19 protein-coding genes are annotated in these 22,696 nt (G+C 60.1%); 8 read left to right on the forward strand and 11 right to left on the reverse strand.

Going from position 1 to position 22,696, the window contains the following annotated elements:
• Positions 1-37: 37 nt before the first annotated feature.
• The 4 genes from NAC44_RS00190 to uxaC are packed head-to-tail and all read right to left on the reverse strand — an operon-like array spanning position 38 to position 5,628.
• Complete coding sequence (locus tag NAC44_RS00190; protein ID WP_250936697.1) at positions 38-1,570, reverse strand: UxaA family hydrolase; 1,533 nt, start codon at positions 1,568-1,570, stop codon at positions 38-40.
• On the reverse strand, positions 1,563-2,756 hold the full coding sequence (gene uxuA, locus NAC44_RS00195; RefSeq protein ID WP_250936699.1) for a mannonate dehydratase: 1,194 nt from the start codon (positions 2,754-2,756) through the stop codon (positions 1,563-1,565). Before uxuA ends, NAC44_RS00190 begins: the two co-directional genes overlap by 8 nt.
• On the reverse strand, positions 2,753-4,198 hold the full coding sequence (locus NAC44_RS00200) for a mannitol dehydrogenase family protein (protein ID WP_250936701.1): 1,446 nt from the start codon (positions 4,196-4,198) through the stop codon (positions 2,753-2,755). The genes uxuA and NAC44_RS00200 overlap by 4 nt, the downstream gene beginning before the upstream one ends.
• Positions 4,199-4,227: 29 nt before the next feature.
• Positions 4,228-5,628, reverse strand: a complete 1,401-nt coding sequence (gene uxaC / locus NAC44_RS00205) for a glucuronate isomerase (protein WP_250936703.1) — start codon at positions 5,626-5,628, stop codon at positions 4,228-4,230.
• A gap of 335 nt (positions 5,629-5,963) precedes the next feature.
• Here uxaC and NAC44_RS00210 point away from each other — a divergent pair, with 335 nt between their 5' ends.
• Together NAC44_RS00210 and NAC44_RS00215 are read left to right on the forward strand one after the other, a co-directional pair.
• The gene (locus NAC44_RS00210; RefSeq protein WP_250936705.1) at positions 5,964-6,659 is read left to right on the forward strand and encodes a GntR family transcriptional regulator; all 696 of its coding nucleotides are present in this window, start codon (positions 5,964-5,966) and stop codon (positions 6,657-6,659) included.
• 6 nt (positions 6,660-6,665) lie between these two features.
• Entirely contained in the window at positions 6,666-7,568 is a 903-nt protein-coding gene (locus tag NAC44_RS00215; RefSeq protein WP_250936707.1) for a sugar kinase, read from the forward strand.
• 140 nt (positions 7,569-7,708) lie between these two features.
• Here the strand turns inward: NAC44_RS00215 and NAC44_RS00220 are convergent, their stop codons facing one another.
• The gene (locus tag NAC44_RS00220; RefSeq protein ID WP_250937647.1) at positions 7,709-7,882 is read right to left on the reverse strand and encodes a hypothetical protein; all 174 of its coding nucleotides are present in this window, start codon (positions 7,880-7,882) and stop codon (positions 7,709-7,711) included.
• Between NAC44_RS00220 and NAC44_RS00225 the strand changes: the two genes are divergently transcribed.
• The 6 genes from NAC44_RS00225 to NAC44_RS00250 all read left to right on the forward strand — a co-directional run bounded on the left by NAC44_RS00225 (position 7,859) and on the right by NAC44_RS00250 (position 14,243).
• Positions 7,859-8,911: a dipeptidase gene (locus NAC44_RS00225; RefSeq protein WP_250936709.1), complete on the forward strand. Its 1,053-nt coding sequence runs from the start codon at positions 7,859-7,861 to the stop codon at positions 8,909-8,911. The genes NAC44_RS00220 and NAC44_RS00225 overlap by 24 nt on opposite strands.
• A gap of 102 nt (positions 8,912-9,013) precedes the next feature.
• Complete coding sequence (locus NAC44_RS00230; RefSeq protein ID WP_250936712.1) at positions 9,014-10,657, forward strand: ABC transporter substrate-binding protein; 1,644 nt, start codon at positions 9,014-9,016, stop codon at positions 10,655-10,657.
• A gap of 73 nt (positions 10,658-10,730) precedes the next feature.
• Positions 10,731-11,747, forward strand: coding sequence for an ABC transporter permease (locus NAC44_RS00235; protein WP_420839845.1), 1,017 nt, complete (start codon positions 10,731-10,733; stop codon positions 11,745-11,747).
• Positions 11,744-12,664, forward strand: coding sequence for an ABC transporter permease (locus NAC44_RS00240; protein WP_250936714.1), 921 nt, complete (start codon positions 11,744-11,746; stop codon positions 12,662-12,664). The genes NAC44_RS00235 and NAC44_RS00240 overlap by 4 nt, the downstream gene beginning before the upstream one ends.
• On the forward strand, positions 12,661-13,494 hold the full coding sequence (locus NAC44_RS00245) for an ABC transporter ATP-binding protein (RefSeq protein WP_250936715.1): 834 nt from the start codon (positions 12,661-12,663) through the stop codon (positions 13,492-13,494). Before NAC44_RS00240 ends, NAC44_RS00245 begins: the two co-directional genes overlap by 4 nt.
• Positions 13,491-14,243, forward strand: coding sequence for an ABC transporter ATP-binding protein (locus NAC44_RS00250; RefSeq protein WP_250936716.1), 753 nt, complete (start codon positions 13,491-13,493; stop codon positions 14,241-14,243). The genes NAC44_RS00245 and NAC44_RS00250 overlap by 4 nt, the downstream gene beginning before the upstream one ends.
• A 145-nt stretch (positions 14,244-14,388) precedes the next feature.
• Here the strand turns inward: NAC44_RS00250 and NAC44_RS00255 are convergent, their stop codons facing one another.
• The 6 genes from NAC44_RS00255 to NAC44_RS00280 all read right to left on the reverse strand — a co-directional run bounded on the left by NAC44_RS00255 (position 14,389) and on the right by NAC44_RS00280 (position 22,461).
• Positions 14,389-15,549, reverse strand: a complete 1,161-nt coding sequence (locus tag NAC44_RS00255) for an alpha-D-ribose 1-methylphosphonate 5-triphosphate diphosphatase (RefSeq protein ID WP_250936717.1) — start codon at positions 15,547-15,549, stop codon at positions 14,389-14,391.
• A gap of 192 nt (positions 15,550-15,741) precedes the next feature.
• The gene (locus tag NAC44_RS00260; RefSeq protein ID WP_250936718.1) at positions 15,742-16,743 is read right to left on the reverse strand and encodes a P1 family peptidase; all 1,002 of its coding nucleotides are present in this window, start codon (positions 16,741-16,743) and stop codon (positions 15,742-15,744) included.
• A gap of 13 nt (positions 16,744-16,756) precedes the next feature.
• On the reverse strand, positions 16,757-17,674 hold the full coding sequence (locus NAC44_RS00265) for an ABC transporter permease (protein WP_250936719.1): 918 nt from the start codon (positions 17,672-17,674) through the stop codon (positions 16,757-16,759).
• Positions 17,667-18,677, reverse strand: coding sequence for an ABC transporter permease (locus NAC44_RS00270; RefSeq protein WP_250936720.1), 1,011 nt, complete (start codon positions 18,675-18,677; stop codon positions 17,667-17,669). Before NAC44_RS00270 ends, NAC44_RS00265 begins: the two co-directional genes overlap by 8 nt.
• Positions 18,678-18,742: 65 nt before the next feature.
• Positions 18,743-20,452: a peptide ABC transporter substrate-binding protein gene (locus tag NAC44_RS00275; RefSeq protein ID WP_250936722.1), complete on the reverse strand. Its 1,710-nt coding sequence runs from the start codon at positions 20,450-20,452 to the stop codon at positions 18,743-18,745.
• Positions 20,453-20,754: 302 nt separating this feature from the next.
• Entirely contained in the window at positions 20,755-22,461 is a 1,707-nt protein-coding gene (locus NAC44_RS00280; RefSeq protein ID WP_250936724.1) for a peptide ABC transporter substrate-binding protein, read from the reverse strand.
• Between the last annotated feature and the right edge of the window lie 235 nt (positions 22,462-22,696).

The following is a 22,696-nucleotide window of genomic DNA, read 5'->3' on the forward strand; positions in this document are numbered from 1 at the left end:
TCTGTTTTACCCAAGCGGAGTTGAAGATGTAATCACGTTACATCACAGCCCCAACCTGCCAAGGCACAAACTCGTTATCACCCAGCCCCAGAATCTCCGACTTGGTCTTCTGCCCTGACGCAGAGGCCAGCACGAGATCGAGGATTTCGCGGCCCTTGGCCTCAATGGACACACCGTCGCTGATCATGTCGCCGCAGTTCAAATCCATGTCGTCGGGCATGGACTGGTAGAGTTTCGTATTGGTGGCGAGCTTGATGGTGGGGGCAGGTTTGGAGCCGAAGGCGGAGCCACGGCCGGTGGTGAAGACCAGCATCTGCGCGCCGCCGGCGATCTGGCCGGTGGCTGAGACCGGATCATAGCCGGGCGTGTCCATGAAGACGAAGCCGGGGGTTTCGATGCGTTCGCCATAGGCCAGCACATCAGTGAGCGGTGTGCTGCCCGCCTTGGCGGCAGCGCCGAGTGATTTTTCCAGAATGGTGGTCAGCCCGCCCAGTTTGTTGCCGGGGCTTGGATTGTTGTCCATCGAACCCCGGTTCATCCGCGTATAATCTTCCCACCAGCGGATGCGGGAAATCAGCCTGTCGCCGATCTCTTTGGAGGCGGCGCGGCGCAGCAGCAATTGCTCGGCCCCGTAGATTTCCGGGGTTTCCGACAGGATGACCGTTCCGCCCATGCCGACCAAGAGATCGGAAGCGACACCCAGCGCCGGATTGGCGGTGATGCCTGAAAACCCGTCCGAGCCGCCGCATTGCAGGGCAAGCTTCAGTTCCGAGGCCGGGATCGGCTGGCGCTGAACGGCGTTCACCTCCGGCAGGATGGTTTTGATGTGGTCGACAAGCTGGCGAATGGTCGCCGCTGTGCCGCCATTGTCCTGAATGGTCAGGCCGAAAAAGCGGCTGTCGTCATTGCCGCCATAGAGCATTTTCATCCGGGCAAGCTGCATCACCTCGCAGCCAAGGCCGACAAAGACGGCAGCCCCGACATTGGGGTGGGTGGCATAGCCCCAGAGCACCCGCTGCAACAGCTCCGCTCCTTCGCCGCCCGCATCCATGCCGCAGCCGGTGCCATGCGCAAAAGCGGCGACGCCATCGACATTGGGGTAGTTTTCTAAAATGCCGGAACGATTGATCTCATCGGCCGCCCGGCGGATGACGGTGGCGGAACAGTTTACCGTGGCGCAGATGGCGATATAATTGCGCGTGCCTGCCTGTCCATTGGCGCGGCGATAGCCCATGAACTGGGCGGTTTCGATCTTCGGCACGGCGGCCAGCGCCTTGTCGTAATCGGCGCCGATCTCGTAATGCTGGTCATGCGCACCGAAGGAACAGTTGTCGGTATGCACATGGCTGCCCGCAGCAATCGCCCGGCTGGCATAGCCGATCACCTGACCGAATTTGACGATCGCGCCGCCCTCGGCAATATCGGTCAGCGCCAGCTTGTGGCCGCGCGCCACCGGATGATCAAGTGGCTCACCAAAACCCAGCGGCTGCGCGCCAGCCTCCGCCGGATCAGTGAGGATCGCGACAGTGTCGTTCGGATGCAGACGCAGGGTTCTGGCGGTTTTAGGCATAAGACACATCCTGATGGGTCAGCGCGCAAATGACGCCGCGCAGTTCGGCAAGGCCGCGCAACCGGCCGATCAGCGGATAGCCGGGATGGGTGCCGCTATCGATGTCGGAGAGCAGTTCATGGCCATGATCGGGGCGGAAGGGAATTTCCCAGTCCTCCCGGCCTTCTTGCTTGCGGCGGCGCTCTTCCGCCACCAGTGCCGCCGCCAGCGCCACCATGTCGGTGTCGCCGTCAAGATGGGCGGCTTCCTGAAAGGAGCCATCCTTTTCTTTGGCGACATTGCGCAAATGGGCGAAATGAATGCGGCTGGCAAAGCGTTTGGCAATCGCCGGAACATCGTTCTTCGGATTGGCTCCGAGCGAGCCGGAGCACAGCGTCAGCCCATTGGCGATGCTGTCCTGCTCGGCCATGATCCAGGCAATGTCGTCTTCGCAGGAAACGATGCGCGGCAGGCCGAGAATATCGCGCGGCGGGTCGTCGGGATGGACGCAGAACCGCATGCCCAGCTCTTCCGCCGCAGGTATGATCTCGGCGAGGAAACGGGCGTAATTGGCGCGGATCTCATCGCGGCCAATGCCGTCATAGCGCTTCAATGCCTCGCGCAAACCATTGATGTCATAGCGGTCGAAAGCGCCGGGCAGGCCGGACATGATGCTGTTCAAAAGCTGCTGGCGCAGGCCCTCGCTGGAGGCGTCGAACCAGTCTTTGGCGGCGGCGCGTACCTCTTCGGAATAATCGGCCTCGGCGCCATCACGCTCCAGCATGTGGATTTCAAAGGCGGCCATATGCGGCTGCGAAAAGCGCAAGGCGGTGCCGCCGCGCTTGACCGGCGCGTCGAGCTGGGTTCGTGTCCAGTCGAGCAGCGGCATGAAATTATAGCAGATGGTCCTGATGCCGGCAGAGGCGAGGTTTTTCATCGACTGGCGGTAATTGGCAAACAGGCGTTCCAGATTACCTTCGCCGCGCTTGATGTCTTCATGGATCGGCAGGCTTTCCACCACCACCCAGTCAAGCCCGAGGCCCGCATCCGCGATTTCGTCGCGGCGGGCCAGAATGGCCTCTTCGGTCCAGACCTCGCCATAGGGTATCTCATGCAGGGCGTGGACGATGCCGGTTGCGCCGGTCTGCGCCACGTCCGAAAGGGTAATGCGGTCGAAGGGACCGTACCAGCGCCAGCTTTCCTTCATGAAATCATATCCTTGATTGTCTTCAATGCGCCCTGGCCAGCAAGGCGCGTATAAGCGGTGACGAGGGTGTTGCGGAACGTGTCGTTTGCCGCAAGCGTTTCGGGGAAAATCTCCCGCACGGTCAAAAGTGCTGCCACCTTGGCTGCCGGGGTGTGAGCGCCATCGCTCAGGCCCTTGAGACGGGCCGCAAGAGGATCGCGCACATCGATTGGCTTACCCTGTTCATCGACGCCGCCAACATAGCGCATCCAGGCGGCAACCGCGAGTGCAAGGCCTGAAATTGGCCGGTCTGCGGCGAGATTTTCCGCCACGGTGCCGAGCAGGCGCTGCGGCAGTTTTTGTGAACCGTCCATGGCGATCTGCCAGGTGCGGTGGCGGATCGCCGGATTGGCATAGCGGGTAAAGAGCGCCGCTGTATAATCAGCCAGGCTGACGCCGGGTGGCGCTTTCAGGCCGGGGGTGATTTCCTTGGCCCAGAGATATTGGCAAAACCGGGCAAGATCGGCATCGGCGGCACATTCGGCAATGGTTTCCTTACCCGCCAGATAGCCGAGATAGGCAAGTGATGAATGGGTGCCGTTCAGGCAGCGCAGCTTCATATGTTCGTAAGGCGTGACATTGTCGACCAGCTCGACACCGACCTTGCCGAGATCGGGACGTGCGCCATCGACGAAACGATCTTCCACCACCCATTGGCGGAAGGGCTCGTGCATCACGGGCGAAGCGTCGAAACGTCCGGTCATGGCGGCAACCCGCTCAATGTCTTCCGGCTTGGTGGCAGGCACGATGCGATCGACCATGGTTGAGGGAAACGCCCCTTCGGTCCCGATCCAGCGGGCCAGATCTTCATCGACCAGAGCGGCAAATTCGCTAACGACCCCTTTCACCACCCTGCCGTTTTCCGGCAGGTTGTCGCAGCACAGCACGGTAAAGGGTTTTACGCCCGCTGCATGGCGGCGGGCAAGGGCGCGCACAATCATGCCGATGGCCGTCACCGGATTGTCGGGATGGGCAAGATCGTGGATGATATCGGGATGGTTACGGTTCAGTTTTCCGGTGGAGGGTTCGTGGCAATAGCCCTTTTCCGTCACTGTCAGGCTAACGATCTTCACGGCGGGATCGCTCATCTGTTCGAGCACGGCCTCAGGATTTTCACGCGCCACCAGCACGCCGTTCAAGACGCCGATAACGTGCGGATGTTCGCCATCCGGGCCGAGCTCGACGGCGGTATAGGCAAAATCCTGCGGCGCCATCGCATCGCGCTGATCCGGGCGCATCAGGCTGACGCCGATGATGCCCCAGTCGCCGCCGGATGCTTTCATTGCTTCCTCGATATAGATCGCCCCATGGGCGCGGAAAAAGGCGCCAAGGCCAAGATGCACGATGCCGGTTGCAGCGCGCGGTCCTTCTGGTCGCGTCAGACGGTCAATCCCTTCGGCCATGGAGCCTCCCTTTTGTTTTTATAGCGTCTTCACAGTTTATAGGCCTTCTTCGCCAGGCCATAGGCGAGATCGCGGGCCACGTCTTCCGCCTCATCCTCATCCAGCCTGCCGGTGGTGACCAGATGGGCAAGATAGGCGCAATCGACCCGGCGGGCCACATCGTGACGGGCGGGAATGGAGCAGAAGGCGCGGGTGTCGTCGTTGAAGCCGACTGTGTTGTAAAAACCGGCGGTTTCCGTGGTCATTTCCCGGTAGCGGCGCATGCCTTCGGGGCTGTCATAGAACCACCAGGCCGGGCCGAGCTTCAGCGCCGGATAGGCGCCGGCCAGCGGCGCCAGTTCTCGGGCATAGGCGGTCTCGTCCAGCGTGAACAGGATGATCGTCAGGTCGCGCTCCATGCCAACGGCGTCGAGCAGCGGTTTCAGGGCGCGGACATAATCGGTGCGGGTCGGAATATCGAAGCCTTTGTCGCGCCCATGGCTGGTCATGACACCGGCGGAATGGTTGCGGTATGCACCGGGATGGATCTGCATGACCAGCCCGTCTTCCAGCGACATGCGCGCCATTTCCGTCAGCATATGGCCACGGAAGGCGTCGGCCTCTTCAGCACTGATACGGCCTGTCAAGGCCTTGTCGAACAGGGCTTTCGCCTCGCTTTCAGGCAGATTTTCCGTGCGTGCCGTGGCGTGTCCATGGTCGGTGCTGGTCGCGCCATAGGATTTGAAAAAGGCGCGGCGGTTGCGATGCGCGTCCAGATAGCCGCTCCAGTTCGTGGCGTTCACGCCAGCCAAAGCGCCAAAGCGTTCGATATTGGCAGCAAAGCCTTCAAATTCCGGATCGATGACGGCATCGGGGCGATAGGCGGTGATCACGCGGCCATCCCAGCCGGAGGCGCGGATCATCTCATGCCATTTCAGTTCGTCCAGCGGGCTTTCAGTGGTGGCGATCACCTCGATGTCGAAGCTCTTGAACAGGGCGCGCGGCAGAAATTGCGGTTTTTGCAGACAATCGGAAATGTGATCGTAAATCTCGTCCGCCGTGCTTGCCGAAAGCCGCTTGGTCACACCGAACACATCATGAAAGGCATGTTCCAGCCACATGCGGCTCGGGGTGGCGCGGAAGAGATGGAAATTTTCGGCAAACAGTCGCCAGATCTTACGGCCATCGGTTTCCACCGGCCCGCCATCGAGACGCGGCACGCCCAGATCCGGCAATGCCACGCCTTGCGAAGCCAGCATGCGGAAGACATAGTGATCCGGCACGACAAAAAGCTGGGCGGGATCGGGAAACGGCTTGTTTTCCGCATACCAGCGCGGATCGGTATGGCCATGCGGGCTGACGATCGGCAGCAGTCTGACAATCTCGTAAAGCGCGCGCGCAATGGTGCGGCTTGAATAATCGAGCGGAAACAGTCTGTCGGGGTTGAGCATGTCCTGATCTCCTGAAATATGGCATGGTGAACCATCAGGGCCGGATGGCGCGCCAAAGGTTGAAGAATGTCGTTTGCGTCCCTTTGTGCGATGCCTGCCAGAGTGACGCTTCAGGACGATAATGACCTCACGGCTTTGCGGATTTGCGGTGGCTCAAATGTCCCTTGAAAACGCTTCACAATCTGCTTCTTGTGTTGAACCCTTTGTGTAGGATCTGTCACGCTATGCTGTTGAATATCTCTGTTTTCAACGCGATAGGGCGGTAGACGAAAACCTGTTTGCATTCCTTGTCTAATCTAATATGTTAGTATGCAACGTCTGTCAATGGAGCTTGAATGGTTGACGCTTCACCTTTGGGAGGCCTGGATCTGCGCAGGCAGCCTTCCGTTACCGATCAGGTTTTCGACGCGCTTTACCGCCAGATCGTCGAGCTTCAACTCGCGCCCGGGGCAAAACTGTCGGAAGTGGACGTGGCCCGCCAGATGGGTGTGTCGCGCCAGCCGGTGCGCGATGCGTTTTATCGCCTGTCGCAGCAGGGCTTTTTGTTGATCCGCCCGCAAAGGGCGACAGTTGTTACCCATATTTCGGTCGATGGCGTGATGCAGGCCCGTTTCATTCGCACCGCGCTGGAGCTGGAGACGGTGCGAGCGGCGGCAGTCAACCTGACGGATGCGGCTTTTGCGGCGCTGGATGCGCTGATGCTGCGCCAGCGTCAGGCGGTGGCGGCAGGCGACAAGCGCCTGTTTCACGCGCTGGACGATGAATTCCATCAGCAGATCTGTGTCTTGTCCGGCCATGATTATGCCTGGACGCTGATCCGCGAGAGCAAGGCCCATATGGACCGGGTACGCTATCTCAGCCTGTCTTTCGGGGCTGATAGCACACTTGACGATCATGACAGCCTTCTGAATGCGTTGAAGGCCCGCGATGGCGAAAAGGCTGCGGCGGCGATGCGGGTGCATCTGTCACGCATCGTCTCGATCATCAGCCGCCTGAAGGAAAGTCACGGCCATTATTTTGCCAGCGAGTGAGGAAGCATGACAGGAAAACGCATCTTGGCCATCGGCGAGTGCATGGTGGAAATGGCCCCGCGGGATGACGGCGCCTTTAGCCGCAATTTCGCCGGCGACAGTTTCAACACGGCCTGGTATCTGCGGCGCATCCTGCCGCAGCCGGATACGGTCGATTATTGTTCGGCCATCGGGACGGATGCCATTTCCGAGACGATGGCCGATTTCATTGCAAAAGCAGGCATCGGCACCGATTTCATCCGGCGCATCGGCGACCGCACGGTTGGTCTCTATATGATCGAGCTGAAAGATGGCGAGCGCAGCTTCAGCTACTGGCGCGGTCAGTCGGCGGCGAAGCTTCTGGCAGCGGAGCCCGATTTTCTAGAGGAGGCGGTCAAAGATCGTGATTTGATCCACTTCTCCGGTATCACACTCGCCATCCTGAGCGAGGAGCATCGCCCTGTTCTGATGGACGCCCTGCAAAAGGCGCGCGCAGCCGGGGCCGTTATCGCTTTCGATCCGAACATGCGGGCACGCCTTTGGCCGGATGGCGACACGATGCGCAACGCGGTGATGGCGGCAGCGGCGGTTGCCGATATCGTCTTGCCCTCTTTCGATGAGGACGGACCGGTCTTTGGTGACGTCGATCCCGTCGCGACCATTGCCCGCTACCGGGATGCTGGCGCGACAACAGTGGTGGTCAAGAACGGCGCAGGCCGCATTCACGCCTTCGAGGCGGGTGAGGGGGGCGTCACCTTCGATCCGGTTCCGGTGGCGACCGTCGTCGATAGCACGGCGGCAGGTGACAGTTTCAATGCCGCCTTTCTCGCCGCACGGCTTCAGGGGGAAGTGATGGCCGTTTCTCTTGCGAATGGCGCGGCCCTGTCGGCGCGCGTGATCGGCAGCCGGGGGGCTCTGGTCGAGCTGTAAGCGGCCAGAACCTTTCTGCGTGAGATTCCATGTGTTTTTTGGGCACTGCTTATTTTTTGGCTTGAAGCGTGGCTGTCTTTGGCTCTACGATCAGTGAAAATCGATTGGCGGGCCATAGATGATGTTTATCAAGGGCTTGGTCACGGTGTCAGGACGTTGCCTTGTGTTTTTGGGCCTTGTGTTTTTGGGCCTTGTTTTTCGGGGCCGCGGTTTTCCTGGTAGCGTTTCTGGATGGTGGATCGGGTCCGGTCCCGGCGGTCGATGCAGTCAGGTCTCGTCAGGGTGATTTCATGCAACTGGTTTTCGATGGGCATAATGATGTCCTCCTGCGTCTGTGGAGGGCTCATGCCGCCGGAATCGATCCAGTGCGTCAGTTTCAGGGTGGCACGCGCGAAGGCCATATCGATGCCTTGCGCGCCCGCGCCGGCGGGTTGGCAGGCGGGCTCTGCGCCATCTATATCCCCTCCATGGTCGATTTCGTTCTGACGGAACCGGATGCGAAGGGCCATTACAACACCCCTCTCGACCGGCAGCTGGAGCGCGCTCCCTCGCTCGATATCGCGCTGCAGATGGCGGCGATTGCGCTGCGTCTGGAGCGGGCCGGTGGCTGGCGGCTGTGCCGAAGCGTTGCCGAGATCCGCAAGGCGATGGAGGATGGTATTTTTGCCGCTGTCCTGCATATGGAAGGCTGCGAGGCCATCGATGCCGATCTTTCGGCGCTGGAGGTTTTTTATAAAGCGGGGCTGCGGTCGCTGGGGCCGGTCTGGAGCCGCCCGAATATTTTCGGCCATGGCGTGCCTTTCGCCTATCCGATGTCGCCCGATACCGGGCCGGGGCTGACGCCGCTCGGCTTCGAGCTGGTCAAGGCCTGCGACCGGATGGGGATTGCCATCGATCTGGCCCATATCACGGAAAAGGGCTTCTGGGATGTGGCGAAAACCTCGGAAGGGCCGCTGATCGCCAGCCATTCCAATGTTCATGCCCTCACACCGGTCGCCCGCAACCTGACCGACCGGCAAATGGATGCGATCCGCGAACGCAAGGGGCTGGCCGGGCTGAACTATGCCGTTACCATGCTGCGGTCCGATGCCCGTGACGTGGCCGAAACGCCGTTGACGGATATGGTGCGCCATATCGATTACATGGTCGAGCGCATGGGCATCGATTGCGTGGCGCTGGGGTCTGATTTCGACGGCGCAACCGTTCCGGCAAGCATTCGCGACGCCAGCGGCAATCAGCGGCTGATCGAAGCGCTGAAGACGGCCGGTTATCATGACAGTGAAATTGCCATGATTGCCCGCGAGAACTGGCTGCGGGTTCTGGGAACCATCTGGCACGATTGATGCTTTGTCAGGACGGACGGGCCTGTCTTTGGCTTTGTTTTTGTAACCCAGATCAAACATCAGCGTGAATTTGACCACGACAAAGGAAAAAGGGGATTGGATATGGCTGCCAAGATCAGCAGACGCGATTATCTTCTGGCGACCGGAACCGGTCTGGCGATGGCCATGGCCGGTGTGACGAAAAGCGCTTATGCGGCAACGCCCAAGGACACGCTGGTCGTCGGCTGGCAGATCGACGACATCATCACCTTCGATCCGGGCGAATCCTTCGAAATGTCGGCACAGGAAATCATTTCCGTCACCTATCAGACCCTGGTGACGCTCGATGCCGACGATCCGCTGAAGATCCAACCATGGCTCGCCGAAAGCTGGATGGTCTCCGATGACGGTATGACCTATTCCTTCAAGATCAGAAAGAATGCGGTCTTTGCCTCCGGCAATCCGGTGACGGCGGCCGATGTTGCCTATAGTTTCGAGCGGGCAATCAAGCTCAACAAGAACCCGGCTTTCATTCTGCAACAGTTTGGCCTGACCGCCGACAACATCACCGACAAGGCCAAGGCGGTCGATGATATGACCTTCCAGTTCGCCGTCGACAAGGCTTATGCGCCGAGTTTCGTGCTGAACTGCCTGCGGGCAAAGGTCGCCTCGATCGTCGATAAAAAGCTGGTGGAAAGCCATGCTGCGAAAGTGACGCCGACGGCGGATTACAAATTCGACACGGATTTCGGCAATGGCTGGCTGAAGACCCATTATGCCGGTTCGGGCGCCTTTACCATCCGTGACTGGCGCGCCAATGAGCTGGTGGTTCTCGAGCGCAATCCAAAATTCTGGGACGGCAAGGCCAAGCTTGCCCGCATCATCTATCGCCATATGAAGGAAAGTGCGGGTCAGCGTCTGGCGCTGCAGAACGGCGATATCGATATTGCCCGCAACCTGACCCCGGTGGACGTTGCAGCGCTGTCGACCAACAAGGACGTCAATATTCTTTCTGCCGCGCAAGGCGACAATTACTATTTCAGCCTCAACCAGAAGAACCAGTATCTGTCCAAGCCGGAAGTGCGCGAGGCGCTGAAATATCTGGTCGATTACGACGGCATTCAGGCAACCCTGATCAAGAGCATCGGCGAAATCCATCAGGCCTTCATTCCGACCGGCATGCTGGGCGCGGTCAACGACAATCCTTACAAGCTTGATGTCGCCAAGGCGAAGCAACTGCTGGAAAAGGCGGGGCTGAAGGATGGCTTCTCTGTCACCATGGATGTGCGCAGTACAGAACCGGTCACCAGCATTGCCCAATCGATCCAGCAGACCTTTGGTCAGGCCGGTGTCAAGCTGGAGTTGATCCCCGGCGATGGCAAGCAGACGCTGACCAAATACCGCGCCCGCAACCACGATATCTATATCGGCGACTGGGGCACCGATTACTGGGACCCGAATTCCAACACCCAGGCTTTTGCCTCCAATGCTGACAATTCCGACAATACGAGGCTGAAGACGCTTGCCTGGCGCAATGCCTGGGATATTCCTGAACTGACCAAGCAGACGGAAGCCGCCCTTTTGGAGCGCGACACCAACAAGCGCGCATCCCTTTACGAGGATATTCAGAAGAAGGTGATGAGCGAAGGCCCCTTCGTGCTGATCTATCAGAAGATCGCCGTGGCCGGCGTCCGCAAGGATGTCACAGGTTTCCGCATGTTGCCCACCTCTGACATGTCGCTGATGGTGAATGTGACGAAGGCATAAGGAGCTGCCCTTGGCTGCGGTCGAACCCCATGCCGGTGGGGGCGGGCTTTCGCATCGAAAGCGCTCCCGTCCCCTGCGACTCGTGAAATCCCTGATCGGCTTTCTGATCACGGTGGCGACCACCTATCTCGGCCTGCTGGCCGTCACCTTTTTCATCGGTCGGGTCATTCCGATCGATCCGGTGCTGGCCATTCTCGGTGATCGCGCGCCACAGGACATGGTGGAGGCGACGCGGCGGGCGCTGGGGCTCGATCAGCCGCTTTATGTGCAGTTCTATATCTATGTGCAAAAGGCGCTGACCGGGGATTTCGGCACTTCGGTGCTGACCACCAATCCGGTGATGCAGGATATCGTCCGCGTCTTTCCGGCAACCATCGAGCTTGCCACGCTCGGTACGTTGATCGGGGCGGTGGTCGGTATTCCGCTCGGCGTGCTGGCGGCGGTCAAACGCGGCAGCCTTGTTGACCAGATCGTCCGCTTCGTCGGGCTTCTCGGCTATTCCATGCCGATCTTCTGGTTGGCGCTTCTGGCTTTGCTGCTGTTTTACGCCCGTCTGCACTGGGTCGCCTATCCGGGCCGGGTCGATGTCGCCTATGAATACAGTTTTACCCCGATCACCGGTTTTTACCTGATCGATGCCGCCTGGCAGGGGGCCTGGGATGTGGAATGGGATTTGCTGCGCCACATCGTTCTGCCCGCCGGTCTGCTCGGCTACCTGTCGCTTGCCTATATCGCCCGCATGACCCGCTCCTTCATGCTGAGCGAACTGACCCAGGAATATGTGGTGGCGGCCCGCGCCAAGGGCCTGTCCGAGCGGCGGATCATCTGGCGTCATGCGCTGCGCAATGCCGCCGTGCCGCTGGTGACGGTGATTGCGCTCTCCTATGCCAGCCTGCTTGAAGGTTCGGTGCTGACCGAGACGATCTTCTCCTGGCCGGGGATCGGGCTTTACATCACCAATTCGCTGCAAAATGCCGATATGAATGCGGTGCTGGGCGGAACCATCGTCATCGGTTCGGTCTTCATCGGCATCAATCTCCTGTCGGACCTGCTTTATCGCACTCTGGACCCAAGGACACGCAGGCGATGACGGCGCAATCCCAAAGCCTCAGAGACTGGCTGCTGTCGGAGCGGCCGCAATCGCGCCGTCAGGCGCGGCTCGGTCGCGCCTATGTCATCTGGCGGCAGTTTTCCGCCAATCGGCTGGCCGTCTTTGGTCTGGTCATCATTCTGGCGCTGATCGTGGTGGCGGCGCTGGCCAATCTCATCGCCACCCATGATCCCTATATCGGCAATCTTACCCATGCGCGGCTTCTCGCCCCCGGCACGGACGGCTATCTGCTCGGCACCGACGATCAGGGCCGCGATATCTTCTCCCGGCTGGTCTTCGGCTCGCGCATCACGCTCCTGGTCGTGGTGCTGGTGGCCATCATTGCCGCGCCCATCGGCCTTGTCGTCGGCACGGTCTCCGGCTATGCCGGTGGCTGGGTCGATGCCGTCCTGATGCGCATCACCGATATTTTCCTCGCCTTTCCCAAGCTGGTTCTGGCGCTGGCGCTGGTGGCCGCACTCGGCCCCGGCATTGAAAACGCCATTCTCGCCATTGCCGTCACCTCCTGGCCGCCTTATGCCCGCATTGCACGCGCCGAAACGCTGACCTTTCGCCGCTCCGACTATATTGCGGCGGTGAAGCTGATGGGGGCATCGCCGGCCCGGATCGTTTTCCTGCATATCGTGCCGCTTTGCCTCTCCTCGCTGATCGTGCGCGTCACGCTGGATATGGCCGGCATTATTCTGACAGCGGCGGGGCTCGGTTTTCTCGGGCTCGGCGCGCAGCCGCCCATGCCGGAATGGGGGGCGATGATCGCCGATGGCCGCCGCTTCATTCTCGATCAATGGTGGGTCGCGGCGATGCCGGGCTTTGCCATCCTGATTGTCAGCCTCGGTTTCAATCTGCTGGGCGACGGCTTGCGCGATGCGCTTGACCCAAAGGAGGCCGGGCAATGAGTGCGCTTTTGACGGTCGACAATCTGCGTGTGTCCTTCCCGACCCGCACCGGAATGGTCGAGGCAGTGCGCGGCGTGTCCTTCACGCTCGGGCGCGAGCGGCTTGGCATTGTCGGTGAATCCGGCTCGGGCAAATCGCAGACCGGTCGGGCGATCATGGGGCTGACGCCGCCGCAGGCGATGATCAGCGCCGACCGGCTGTCCTTTGACGGCCTTGATCTTCTGACGCTGAAGCCTGCCGCACGGCGCACTCTGCGCGGCAAGCGCATGGCGATGATCCTGCAAGATCCGAAATATTCGCTCAATCCGGTGATGACGATCGGCGCGCAGATCGTCGAGACGCTGCTGACCCATGAGCGGCTGACAAAGGCCGAAGCCAGGAGCCGGGCGCTCGACATGCTTTCGGCGGTGCAGATTTCCGATCCGGAGCGGGTGTTCCGGCTCTATCCGCATGAGGTCTCCGGCGGCATGGGCCAGCGGGCGATGATCGCCATGATGCTGGTCTGCGGACCGGAGCTGCTGATTGCCGACGAACCGACATCGGCGCTCGATGTGACAGTGCAGCTTGACGTTCTCGATATTCTCGACCGGCTGGTCAAGGAGCGTGGCATGGGGCTGATCTTTGTCTCCCATGATCTGCGGCTTGTCTCCTCCTTCTGCGACCGGGTGCTGGTGATGTATGCGGGCCGGGTTGTCGAGGAAATCGCGGCGGCGAAACTGCAAGAGGCGCAGCATCCCTATACGCAGGGCCTGTTGAACTGTCTGCCGAAACTGGATCAGGATCGCCATCCCCTGCCGGTGCTGTCGCGTCAGGAGGACTGGTCCCGATGAGCGACGCGTTGATCATTGACGACATGAGCGTCCGCTTTGACGATTTTCTGGCGCTGAAGGGTGTCAGCATCGCGGTGAGAAAGGGCGAAAGCTTTGGCCTTGTCGGCGAATCCGGCTCCGGCAAATCGACCCTTTTACGAGCGGTTGCCGGTTTGAACGATTTCAGTGCAGGTCGTTTGCAGGTCGACGGCCGCGACTATGGCGGCACGCGCCGCCACAAGGATTTTTACCGCACGGTGCAGATGGTGTTTCAGGACCCCTATGGGTCGCTGCATCCGCGCCAGACGGTGGACCGGTTGCTGATCGAGCCGCTGCGGATTCATGGCTTTACCGATGTCGACAGGCGCATTGCCCGGGCGCTGGACGAGGTCGGGCTGGGCTCCGGTTTCCGGTTTCGCTTTTCTCACCAGCTTTCCGGTGGTCAGCGCCAGCGCATTGCCATTGCCCGCGCCCTGATCGTCGAGCCGAAAATCCTGCTGCTCGACGAGCCGACCTCCGCGCTCGACGCCTCGATCCAGGCCGAAGTGCTGAACCTGCTCGAACAGGCGCGCAAGGATCGCGGCCTGACCTTTCTGATGGTCAGCCACGATCTGGCGGTGGTCAGCCATATGTGTGACCGGCTGGCCGTGATGAGACAAGGTGAGGTGGTGGAAATGCTTGATGTCGATGCGCTCAGACGTCGCGATGTTCAGGCGGATTATACCAAGGAACTGATGCGGGCGAGCGAAGGGTTCAAGCGCAAGGGGTGAGCGGGTTTCGCAAGCATGTGACCTGTCGTCACCCTCGGGCCTGTCCCGAGGGTCAGTCGTCGTTGGAAACGCCTTCGACCGCGTCAGTGTTACACCCTTGGCAGATGCTCGGCACAGGGCCGAGCATGACGCCGGAGTCGGACCTTCACGCCACCCGCATCCCTTCGCGCCAGATGCGCTTGATGAAGGGGTGGCCGTCGAACTGGCCGATCTGGAGAAGATCGGCGCGTTTGCCCGGCGCAATCTCGCCGCGGTCGTTCAGTCCTGCTGCCTCTGCCGGGGTTTTCGTCACCATGCGGATGGCGGCAGGCAGATCGATGGAAAGATCGGCATCGGCGGCGATCAGGAAGGGCGCATCGAGAAGCGCACGCGGCACATAATCCGAGGCCAGGATGTCGCAAACGCCTTCGCGCAACAGCTCATGCACGGCGACATTGCCCGATTGCGAGCCGCCGCGCACGATGTTTGGCGCGCCGCCGACGATCTGCATGCCGCGTTTGCGCGCCTCAAGGGCAGCCTCCAGAGTGCAGGGAAATTCCGAGATCGAGACCCCTTCATCTGCGGCCAGATCGACATGTTCAAGATCGGTGTCGTCATGGCTGAGCAGCGGCATATTATGGCGTTTGGCGATCTCCACCACCTGCGGGCGGACATGATGGCCGATTTCGCGCCGCCTTTCGATGCGTTTTTCCACCTCAAGGCGGGTGGCCTCAAGACTTTGCCCGGTGATTTTGGCGTATTTGGCGATATAGAGATCGAGATCGCGGGTCTGGCGAATGCCGGGCAGATGCTCCATCACCGAGACGATGCGCACCAGATCGTGGTCGATATTGGCCAGCATCAGCTCTGGCGTCATCGGATCGATCACCTCGCAGCGCAGATGCACGAGATGGTCGGCGCGCAGCATGCCGGCCTGTTTCGCCTTGGTGAGTGCTGCAATCATCGGTTCGAGAATTTCTGCCCGTTCGCTGCCGTCTTCGGCTGCACCGACGCAGAGACTGTCGAACACCGTGGTGATCCCGGCGCCGATGATCTGTGCGTCATGGGCAAGGGCGGCGCGGGTATAATCCCAGCGCACATGCATGCGCGGATAGACATGTTTTTCAAAATGGTCTGTGTGGATATCGACAAGGCCGGGCATCAGCAGATCGCCATTGAGATCAATGGCGTCGCGGGCACGGGTCGGGCCTTCAATGGCGGCGATCCGGTCGTTGTCGATGACCAGCGTGCCGTTTACGATCCGGTCGCTGAGAACGATATTGGCATTGGTGAGAACGAATGTTTGCGTGCCAGTCTGCCTATCCATCTCACCCTCTCAAGCATGTCGCGATTTATAAAACGCACCAAGGACGCTGTAAAACTTTAAATCCACTGCATAATTCCTTAAACCGATTCCGATTTAAGGAATTATGCAGTCGCTGTGCGCCAGCATAACAGCCGATTCGGTCTGTGGCTGCAATCCGCCTCTGCTTTATGGATATGTGATGACCGTTCTATGTCAGCCGAAACGATCGCGCCAGGATGCCTGCGCCCCGGCATAGGGCAGGGCGGTGGCTTCATAGACACCGCGCGCCACGGCACGTGCCATGGTCAAGGTGGCGAGATGGCAAAGCTCCATGAAATCCTCAAGGCCTGAAAGCGGCTTTTTACCGGTAGCGGCGGCAAAGATCGTGTCGCCATCGGCGGGCAGGTGAGCGGGCAGCACGGCCCGTGCCAGCCCGTCATGGGCCATGATCGACAGGCGATGCGCCTCGGCCTTGGTCAAAACGGCATCGGTGACGACGATACCGATGCTGGTGGCAGTGATGTTGCGGCCCTTGAGCCGCAGGCGGGTTTCCTCAGGAAAAAAACCGGAAGGCAGGCCAAGACCACCAAATTCACCACCCTCTTCAAAGGGCGCGGCCCAGAAATGGCCGATCTCGCCAATGGTCGGGGCACCCATGGCATTGACAGCAACAAGGCAAGCCACCCTGTGGCCGGTGGAGGAAACGGCGCTTGCCGATCCCAGCCCGCCCTTGACCGTGGCGGTGGTTGCGCCGGTTCCCGCGCCGATTGTGCCGAGGGCAAAGGCGCCTTTCGCGGCGGCCCTGAAGGCGTCGTACCCCATATCGCGATAGGGAGAATGCAGGCCCCAGTCCTTGTTGCCGCCATTGAGAAGATCCATCAGGATCGCCTGCGGCACGATCGGCACTTTCACGCTGCCGACGGCAAAGCCCTGTCCTGCTGCGCGCAGGCCCGCCTGTACGCCGCCTGCGGCATCCAGCCCAAAGGCAGAGCCGCCGGAAAGCACGAAGGCATTGACCTCACGCACCAGGGTCAGCGCCGGATCGAGCAGACCCGTCTCGCGCCCGCCCGGCGCGCCACCAAGCACCGTGCCGGAGGCGGTGGCCGGTTCATCGAAAACAATCACGGTGACGCCGGAGCCGAGTGTCAGATCGGTGGCATGGCCAACAGACAGGCCATCGATATCCGTCAGCAGATTGAGAGGGCCTGGCTGCATGACAAAGCGCTTTCTATCGTTTCAGCGACCGTGGATCGAGCGCATCGCGCAGGCCGTCGCCAATATAGTTGACGCTCAACACCGTCAAGGAAATCATCAATCCCGGCCAGATGGCGCGGGCCGGGGTGATCTGCAGGAAATTCACCCCGTCATAGAGCAACCGGCCCCAGGTGGGGAAATCCGAGGGGAAACCGAGGCCGAGGAAGCTCAGCGCCGATTCGGTGATGATCGCCGAGGCGATGCCGAGCGTGGCCGAGACCATGACCGAGCTTAACACATTGGGCAGGATATGCCGCAGAATGATGCGGTATTCGCGCATGCCGCTCGATTTCGCCGCCAGAATGAATTCCTGCGCCTTGACGCTCAAAACGTCGCTGCGCACGATGCGGGCGGTGTGCATCCAGCTGGTGATGCCGATCACCGTGACGATCAGCAGGAAAATCCCGGTATTCGGGCCGAAGGCCGAGCGCAACGTGTCGCGAAACAGCATGGTGATCACCAGCAAAAGCGGCAGGATCGGCAGCGCCAGAAAAAGATCGGTGATGCGCATCAAAACGCCGTCAAGCCGCCGGTAATAGCCGGAGATCACCCCGACGGCGGTGCCCAGCACCAGCGAGATCAGCATAGCGGTGATGCCAACCGCAAGCGACACCTGTCCGCCCGCCATGACCTGGGCGAAGAGATCGTGGCCGAGATTGTCGGTGCCGAAGGGATGGGCGAAGGATGGCCCCTTGTTGCGGTCGAGAATATTGATTTTGTTCGGATCGACGGGATGAAGGATCGGCAGGACATAAACGGCCAACAGGATGGCGACAAAGACGATGCAGCCGATCACGCCGCCCGGATGGCGGCGGAACTGGCCCCAGAGCTGGCCAAGAAAGGATTGCGAGCGCGATGACGCTCTTGTTTCGCTGAGGGGAGCATCAGTCATAGCGGATCCTCGGGTCGAGAATGCCGTAAAGCACATCGGCAATCAGATTGAACAGCACGATCAGCACGGCGAAGATGAAGGTCAGCGTCTGCACCAGCGGCAGATCGCCCGACTGGATGGCGGTGATCAGCAATTGTCCGAGCCCGTTCACCCGGAAAATCTGCTCGGTGATGATGGCGCCGGAGAAAATCGTCGGCACGCCGAGCGCAATCACCGTCACCACCGGGATCAGGCTGTTGCGCAGCACATGCACGAGGAGAACCGTCTTTTCCTTCAAGCCCTTGGCGCGGGCGGTGCGCACATAATCCTGATGGAGATTGTCGAGCATCGAGGCGCGCACGAAGCGGCTGATCTGCGAGGTGTTGTAGAGTGTCAGCACCATGACCGGCAAAAACATCTGCTTGATCTGCAACACCAGACTGTTCCAGTCCGTGACCCTGAGATTGGTGTCGTAGACGGAGGGAAACCAGTGCAGCGTGGAGGAGAAGATGACGATCAGCACCACGCCGGTAAAGAAGGTCGGCACCGAATAACCGACCATGGAAATGAAGGTGCCGATCTGGTCAAAGATCGAATATTGCCGATAGGCCGAGATCACCCCGATCGGAATGGCCAAAAGCACGCCGAAAACATAGGACAAACCCACCACCCAGAGCGTTTGCGGCAGGCGCTGTATGATCAGATCGACCACCGGGCTGCGGGTTGTCCAGGAGAGCACGCGCAGCCGGTGCGGATCGCCGATGACGATGCCGGTCATCTGTTGCAGGATGTTCAGCGGTTCATTGACGAAGAACTGATGCAGCCATTTGATGAACTGTATGTAGAGCGGCTGGTCGAGGCCAAGGGCTGCCCGCATCTGTTCGCGCACTTCCGGCGGTATGGTCAGCGGCAGGTCGCCGAGCGGATTGTTCGGCGCCATGGCCAGAAGGGCAAAGATGATGAAGCTGATGATGAACAGCGTCGGGATCGCAAACAGCAACCGCCGGATGGTATAGGTAAACATTCAGTCTCTCCGGGCACGCCAGAAGGGGGTGCCGGGCCGCCTTTTCGCGGCCCGGCATCAGGCAATTACTTCTTGCGCGTCCAGTCGGCGATATTCCACAATTCGCTGTCCCAGCCGGAAATCTGCGCGTGGTCCAGCCGGTTGGAGAGCGCAGAGAACTGGCCGCGATAGACCAGCGGGATCTGCACCATGTCCTCGGTCAGGATATCGTTGAGCTGCTTGGCCAGCTTTTCCCGCTCTTCCGGTTTGAAGGTTGCGGAAAGCTGTTTGACCAGCTTGTCGTAAGCCGGGTTGCAGTAACGGGTGATGTCTTCGCCCTGCCAGCCGGTTTTCGGGCTGGGTTCCTTGCCGCACATCCATTGCGCCAGATAGGGCTCTGGGTCGGTGCCGTCGAAATTGTTGGTGTACATTTCCGCATCGGCATAGAATTTCTGGAACGTGTCCGGGCTTGCCGGATCACCACCGAAGAAGACCGACGCCGAGACGTTGCGCAGTTCCGTGGCAACGCCGATCTGCGACCACCAGTCCTTGACCAGCGCCTGGGTTGCCTGACGCACGGAATTGGTCGATGTCTGGAAGAGATAGGAGAGTTTGACGCCATTCTTGGCGCGAATGCCATCCGGGCCCTTTTTCCAGCCGTCATCGTCGAGCAGTTTGTTGGCACCGGCGATATCCTGCTTCAGGCACCAGCTGTCGTTCTTGGTCGAGGCATAGGCCGGCGGGCCGGGAACGATGTCGCAGGTCGGCTTTCCGGCGGCGCCATAACCGGTCTCGACAATGATGTCACGGTCAATGGCCATGGACAGCGCCTTGCGCACGATGGGATCGGAGAGCGAGGGATGCGGGCCGCCCTCGATGGTCGAACGCTTGTCGCCCAGAGCCGGATCGGGATTGGTAAAGTTGAGGTTGATGCGCTCGACCTGGCTGCCGAAGGCGCTTTGCAGCTTGCCCTTGCCCTGGGCCTCCATGGCTTTCAGCACTTCCGGCTCGATCTGCATGTTCCAGGCATAATCATATTCGCCGGTTTCAAGCACGGCGCGCGCCGCCGACAGCGCATCGCCGCCGCCTTTCAGCGTTGCCGTGGCAAAAGCCGGCTTGTTCGGATCGCGGTAGTTCGGATTGGCAACGAAGTTGATCACGTCATTCGGCTTGAACTGCTTGACCACGAAAGGTCCGGTGCCGATCGGGCCGAAATTGGCCTTGGTGCATTCCGGCGCCTTAGGGCCAAGGCAATCCTTGAACTGCGCCTTCTGGATGATCGGGCTCTGATAGCCGACGAAGGCAGTATAAGGATAAGGCTTGGGCGTGGTAAAGGTGACCTTGATCGTCTCGGGATCGACCGCCTCGACCGATTTTACCCCGTCGAATTTCGATGCCTGGGCGCAGCCGCCGCCGGGCGCCGTGCAATATTGCCAGGTGAAGACCACGTCATCGGCGGTGACCGGCGTGCCGTCAGACCATTTCAGGTCTTTCTTCAGCTTCCAGGTGATCGTGGTCAGGTCTTTCGAGACGCCGCCATTGTCAACGGTCGGGATCTCGGCCGCCAGCCGCGGATAGAGATTGCCCTCGGGATCGAAACCGGCCAGCGGCTCGATGACCATGGAGGCGGCGTACAGCTCCTTGGTGCCGCCGGAGAGATAGGGGTTCATGGTCGAAACGGCCTGCCAGAACAGAAGTTTCAACTCGCCATCCGTGCCCCTCGCAGCATGGGCAGGTGCTGCCGCAGCAACAAGGCAAGCCGCCGTTGCCGCCAGAATGACCCTGATATTTTTCATGATCTGCTGTTCCCTTTTTTGATGGAGTGTCTTTTCGTTGAAAGACAAAACGCGACCCTCCACGGCCAAAGGCCATGGGTTCAGGTGAAGGTCGCTTTTTGTAACGCCATAATCCCCGAGGCCGGTTCGACCAGCCTTCTTGTCTTTCGATGCACAAAATTTAAGCTATCTAAGCATAGGGTTAAATTTCACACAAGCGTAAATTCAGCAGCGATCAACGGATTCCCATCGGACCGGGGCAAAGCCGGTCGGCGGCCATTTCACTCAAGAATTTTCATGGCCGCCTTTGTCCTGTTCCGGTCTTATCGGGCGCGGTGCCAGTCGGCGATATTCCACAATTGCGAGTCCCAAGGGTTGAGGATCGCCCCCTTCAGGCTGGCGGAAATGGCGGAAGGTTCGCCGCGGTTGACGATCGGGATGACCAGCCCGTCATTGACGATCATGTCGTTCAGATCGCGGATCAGGGCCGCGCGCTTGTCCTTGTCGGCGGTGTGGCTCAGTTCCTTGACGCGGGCGTCATAGGCGCGATTGCAATAGCGGGCGATATTGGCGCCCTGCCAGTTGTTTTGCGGGCCGGGGATCTTGTCGCAGGTGAAGTCGGCCATGAATTTTTCCGGATCGGTGCTTTCAAAGCCGCTCGCATACATCTGCACATCGGCATAGAATTTCTGATAGGTGTCCGGGCTTGCCACATCACCGCCGAAGAAGACGGCAGCAGAAATATTGCGCAACTCGGTCTCGACGCCGATCTCGGACCACATGGCCTTGACCAGTTCCTGTTCATCCTGTCGCACGGCATTGGTGGTGGTCTGGAAGAGCAGAGACAGGCGTTGACCGTTCTTGACCCGCACGCCATCGGGGCCCTTTTTCCAGCCGGCCTTATCGAGCAGCGCATTTGCAGCGGCTATGTCCTGCTTGCCGCACCAGGTCTTGGCTTTTGAGGCGAAGATTTCCGGGGCGGGCACGATATTGCAGGTCGGCTGGCCCATGGCACCATAACCGGCCTCGACAATCACGTCACGGTCGATGGCCAGCGCCAGCGCCCGGCGGACGGCAGGATCGGAGAGAATGGGATGAGGGCCTGCCTCCTGTGTCGAGCGCTTTGCGCCCAGCGCCGGATCGGGATTATAGGGGTTGAGCTGGATGCGCTCGACCGTCGAGCTGAAGGCCGAGGTCAGCGTGCCCTTTTTCTGCTCCAGCATGCGGGCCGCCAGTTCCGGCGCGATCACCGTGTTCCAGGCGAAATCATATTCGCCGGTTTCCAGAACGGCGCGCGCGGCCGACACCGCATCGCCGCCGCCTTTCAGCACCACGGTTGAAAAGGCGGGCTTGTTCGGATCGCGATAATAGGGATTGGCGGTGAAGGTGATGACGTCGTTCGGCTTGAAATCCTTGACGATGAAGGGGCCGGTGCCGTGCGGGGCGAAATTGGCCGCCGTGCATTGCACCGCCTTTTCGCCCAGGCAATCCTTGAACTGGCTTTTTTCGATGATCGGCGAAAGCTGGCCGACAAAGGCATTGTAAGGAAAGGGTTTCGGTCCATCGAAGCTGACCTTCACGGTCAGCGGATCGAGTGCCTCAACCGATTTGACGCCGTCGAACTTGGCCTTTTCGGCGCAGCCGCCGCCCGGTGCCGTGCAATACTGCCAGGTAAAGACCACGTCATCGGCGGTGACCGGCGTACCATCCGACCATTTCAGGTCCTTTTTCAATGTCCAGGTGATCGAGGTCAGATCCTTTGCCACCCCGCCATTGGCAAGGGTTGGGATGGTCTCTGCCAGACGCGGGAAAAGCACGCCCTTTTCATCGAAGCCTGCCAGCGGCTCGATCACGATCGAAGCAGCATAGACCTCCTTGCTGCCCCCGGACAGATAGGGATTGAGGCTGGAAACCGCCTGCCAGAACAGGATTTTCACGGTGCCGTCGTCACCGCGACCGGCAAGGGCCGGTGTGTTGGTGGCCATCAGGGCAGCCGTCGTCGCCGCCACAAGAATACGAAATGAATGCATGGCGTGTGCCTCTCCAAGCCTTGATTTTCGTCGCAGATCATCGGTTGCAATCGTTCTCAGGTCAATCAATCGCCTGAGCATGATCCGGAGCCGCCCTGTGCGTGCAACCCCATGCTGCGCTCGTTTCAGACATCGTCAGATCGATTGGTCTGACCCCCTTATTCGTAGGGGGTGCGTAAAATTTAAGCCAGACGATTTCAAGCTCAATTTTGACGCAAAATTAAAAATTTTGCCT

This window comes from Allorhizobium sonneratiae, from assembly GCF_023700755.1.
GTDB lineage: Bacteria > Pseudomonadota > Alphaproteobacteria > Rhizobiales > Rhizobiaceae > Allorhizobium > Allorhizobium sonneratiae.

Bases quoted from the DNA above. Each gene is read 5' to 3' on its own strand.
- NAC44_RS00190 (WP_250936697.1), bottom strand. From the start codon at position 1,570: ATGCCTAAAACCGCCAGAACCCTGCGTCTGCATCCGAACGACACTGTC.
- uxuA (WP_250936699.1), bottom strand. From the start codon at position 2,756: ATGAAGGAAAGCTGGCGCTGGTACGGTCCCTTCGACCGCATTACCCTT.
- NAC44_RS00200 (WP_250936701.1), bottom strand. From the start codon at position 4,198: ATGGCCGAAGGGATTGACCGTCTGACGCGACCAGAAGGACCGCGCGCT.
- uxaC (WP_250936703.1), bottom strand. From the start codon at position 5,628: ATGCTCAACCCCGACAGACTGTTTCCGCTCGATTATTCAAGCCGCACC.
- NAC44_RS00210 (WP_250936705.1), top strand. From the start codon at position 5,964: ATGGTTGACGCTTCACCTTTGGGAGGCCTGGATCTGCGCAGGCAGCCT.
- NAC44_RS00215 (WP_250936707.1), top strand. From the start codon at position 6,666: ATGACAGGAAAACGCATCTTGGCCATCGGCGAGTGCATGGTGGAAATG.
- NAC44_RS00225 (WP_250936709.1), top strand. From the start codon at position 7,859: ATGCAACTGGTTTTCGATGGGCATAATGATGTCCTCCTGCGTCTGTGG.
- NAC44_RS00220 (WP_250937647.1), bottom strand. From the start codon at position 7,882: ATGCCCATCGAAAACCAGTTGCATGAAATCACCCTGACGAGACCTGAC.
- NAC44_RS00230 (WP_250936712.1), top strand. From the start codon at position 9,014: ATGGCTGCCAAGATCAGCAGACGCGATTATCTTCTGGCGACCGGAACC.
- NAC44_RS00240 (WP_250936714.1), top strand. From the start codon at position 11,744: ATGACGGCGCAATCCCAAAGCCTCAGAGACTGGCTGCTGTCGGAGCGG.
- NAC44_RS00245 (WP_250936715.1), top strand. From the start codon at position 12,661: ATGAGTGCGCTTTTGACGGTCGACAATCTGCGTGTGTCCTTCCCGACC.
- NAC44_RS00250 (WP_250936716.1), top strand. From the start codon at position 13,491: ATGAGCGACGCGTTGATCATTGACGACATGAGCGTCCGCTTTGACGAT.
- NAC44_RS00255 (WP_250936717.1), bottom strand. From the start codon at position 15,549: ATGGATAGGCAGACTGGCACGCAAACATTCGTTCTCACCAATGCCAAT.
- NAC44_RS00260 (WP_250936718.1), bottom strand. From the start codon at position 16,743: ATGCAGCCAGGCCCTCTCAATCTGCTGACGGATATCGATGGCCTGTCT.
- NAC44_RS00265 (WP_250936719.1), bottom strand. From the start codon at position 17,674: ATGACTGATGCTCCCCTCAGCGAAACAAGAGCGTCATCGCGCTCGCAA.
- NAC44_RS00270 (WP_250936720.1), bottom strand. From the start codon at position 18,677: ATGTTTACCTATACCATCCGGCGGTTGCTGTTTGCGATCCCGACGCTG.
- NAC44_RS00275 (WP_250936722.1), bottom strand. From the start codon at position 20,452: ATGAAAAATATCAGGGTCATTCTGGCGGCAACGGCGGCTTGCCTTGTT.
- NAC44_RS00280 (WP_250936724.1), bottom strand. From the start codon at position 22,461: ATGCATTCATTTCGTATTCTTGTGGCGGCGACGACGGCTGCCCTGATG.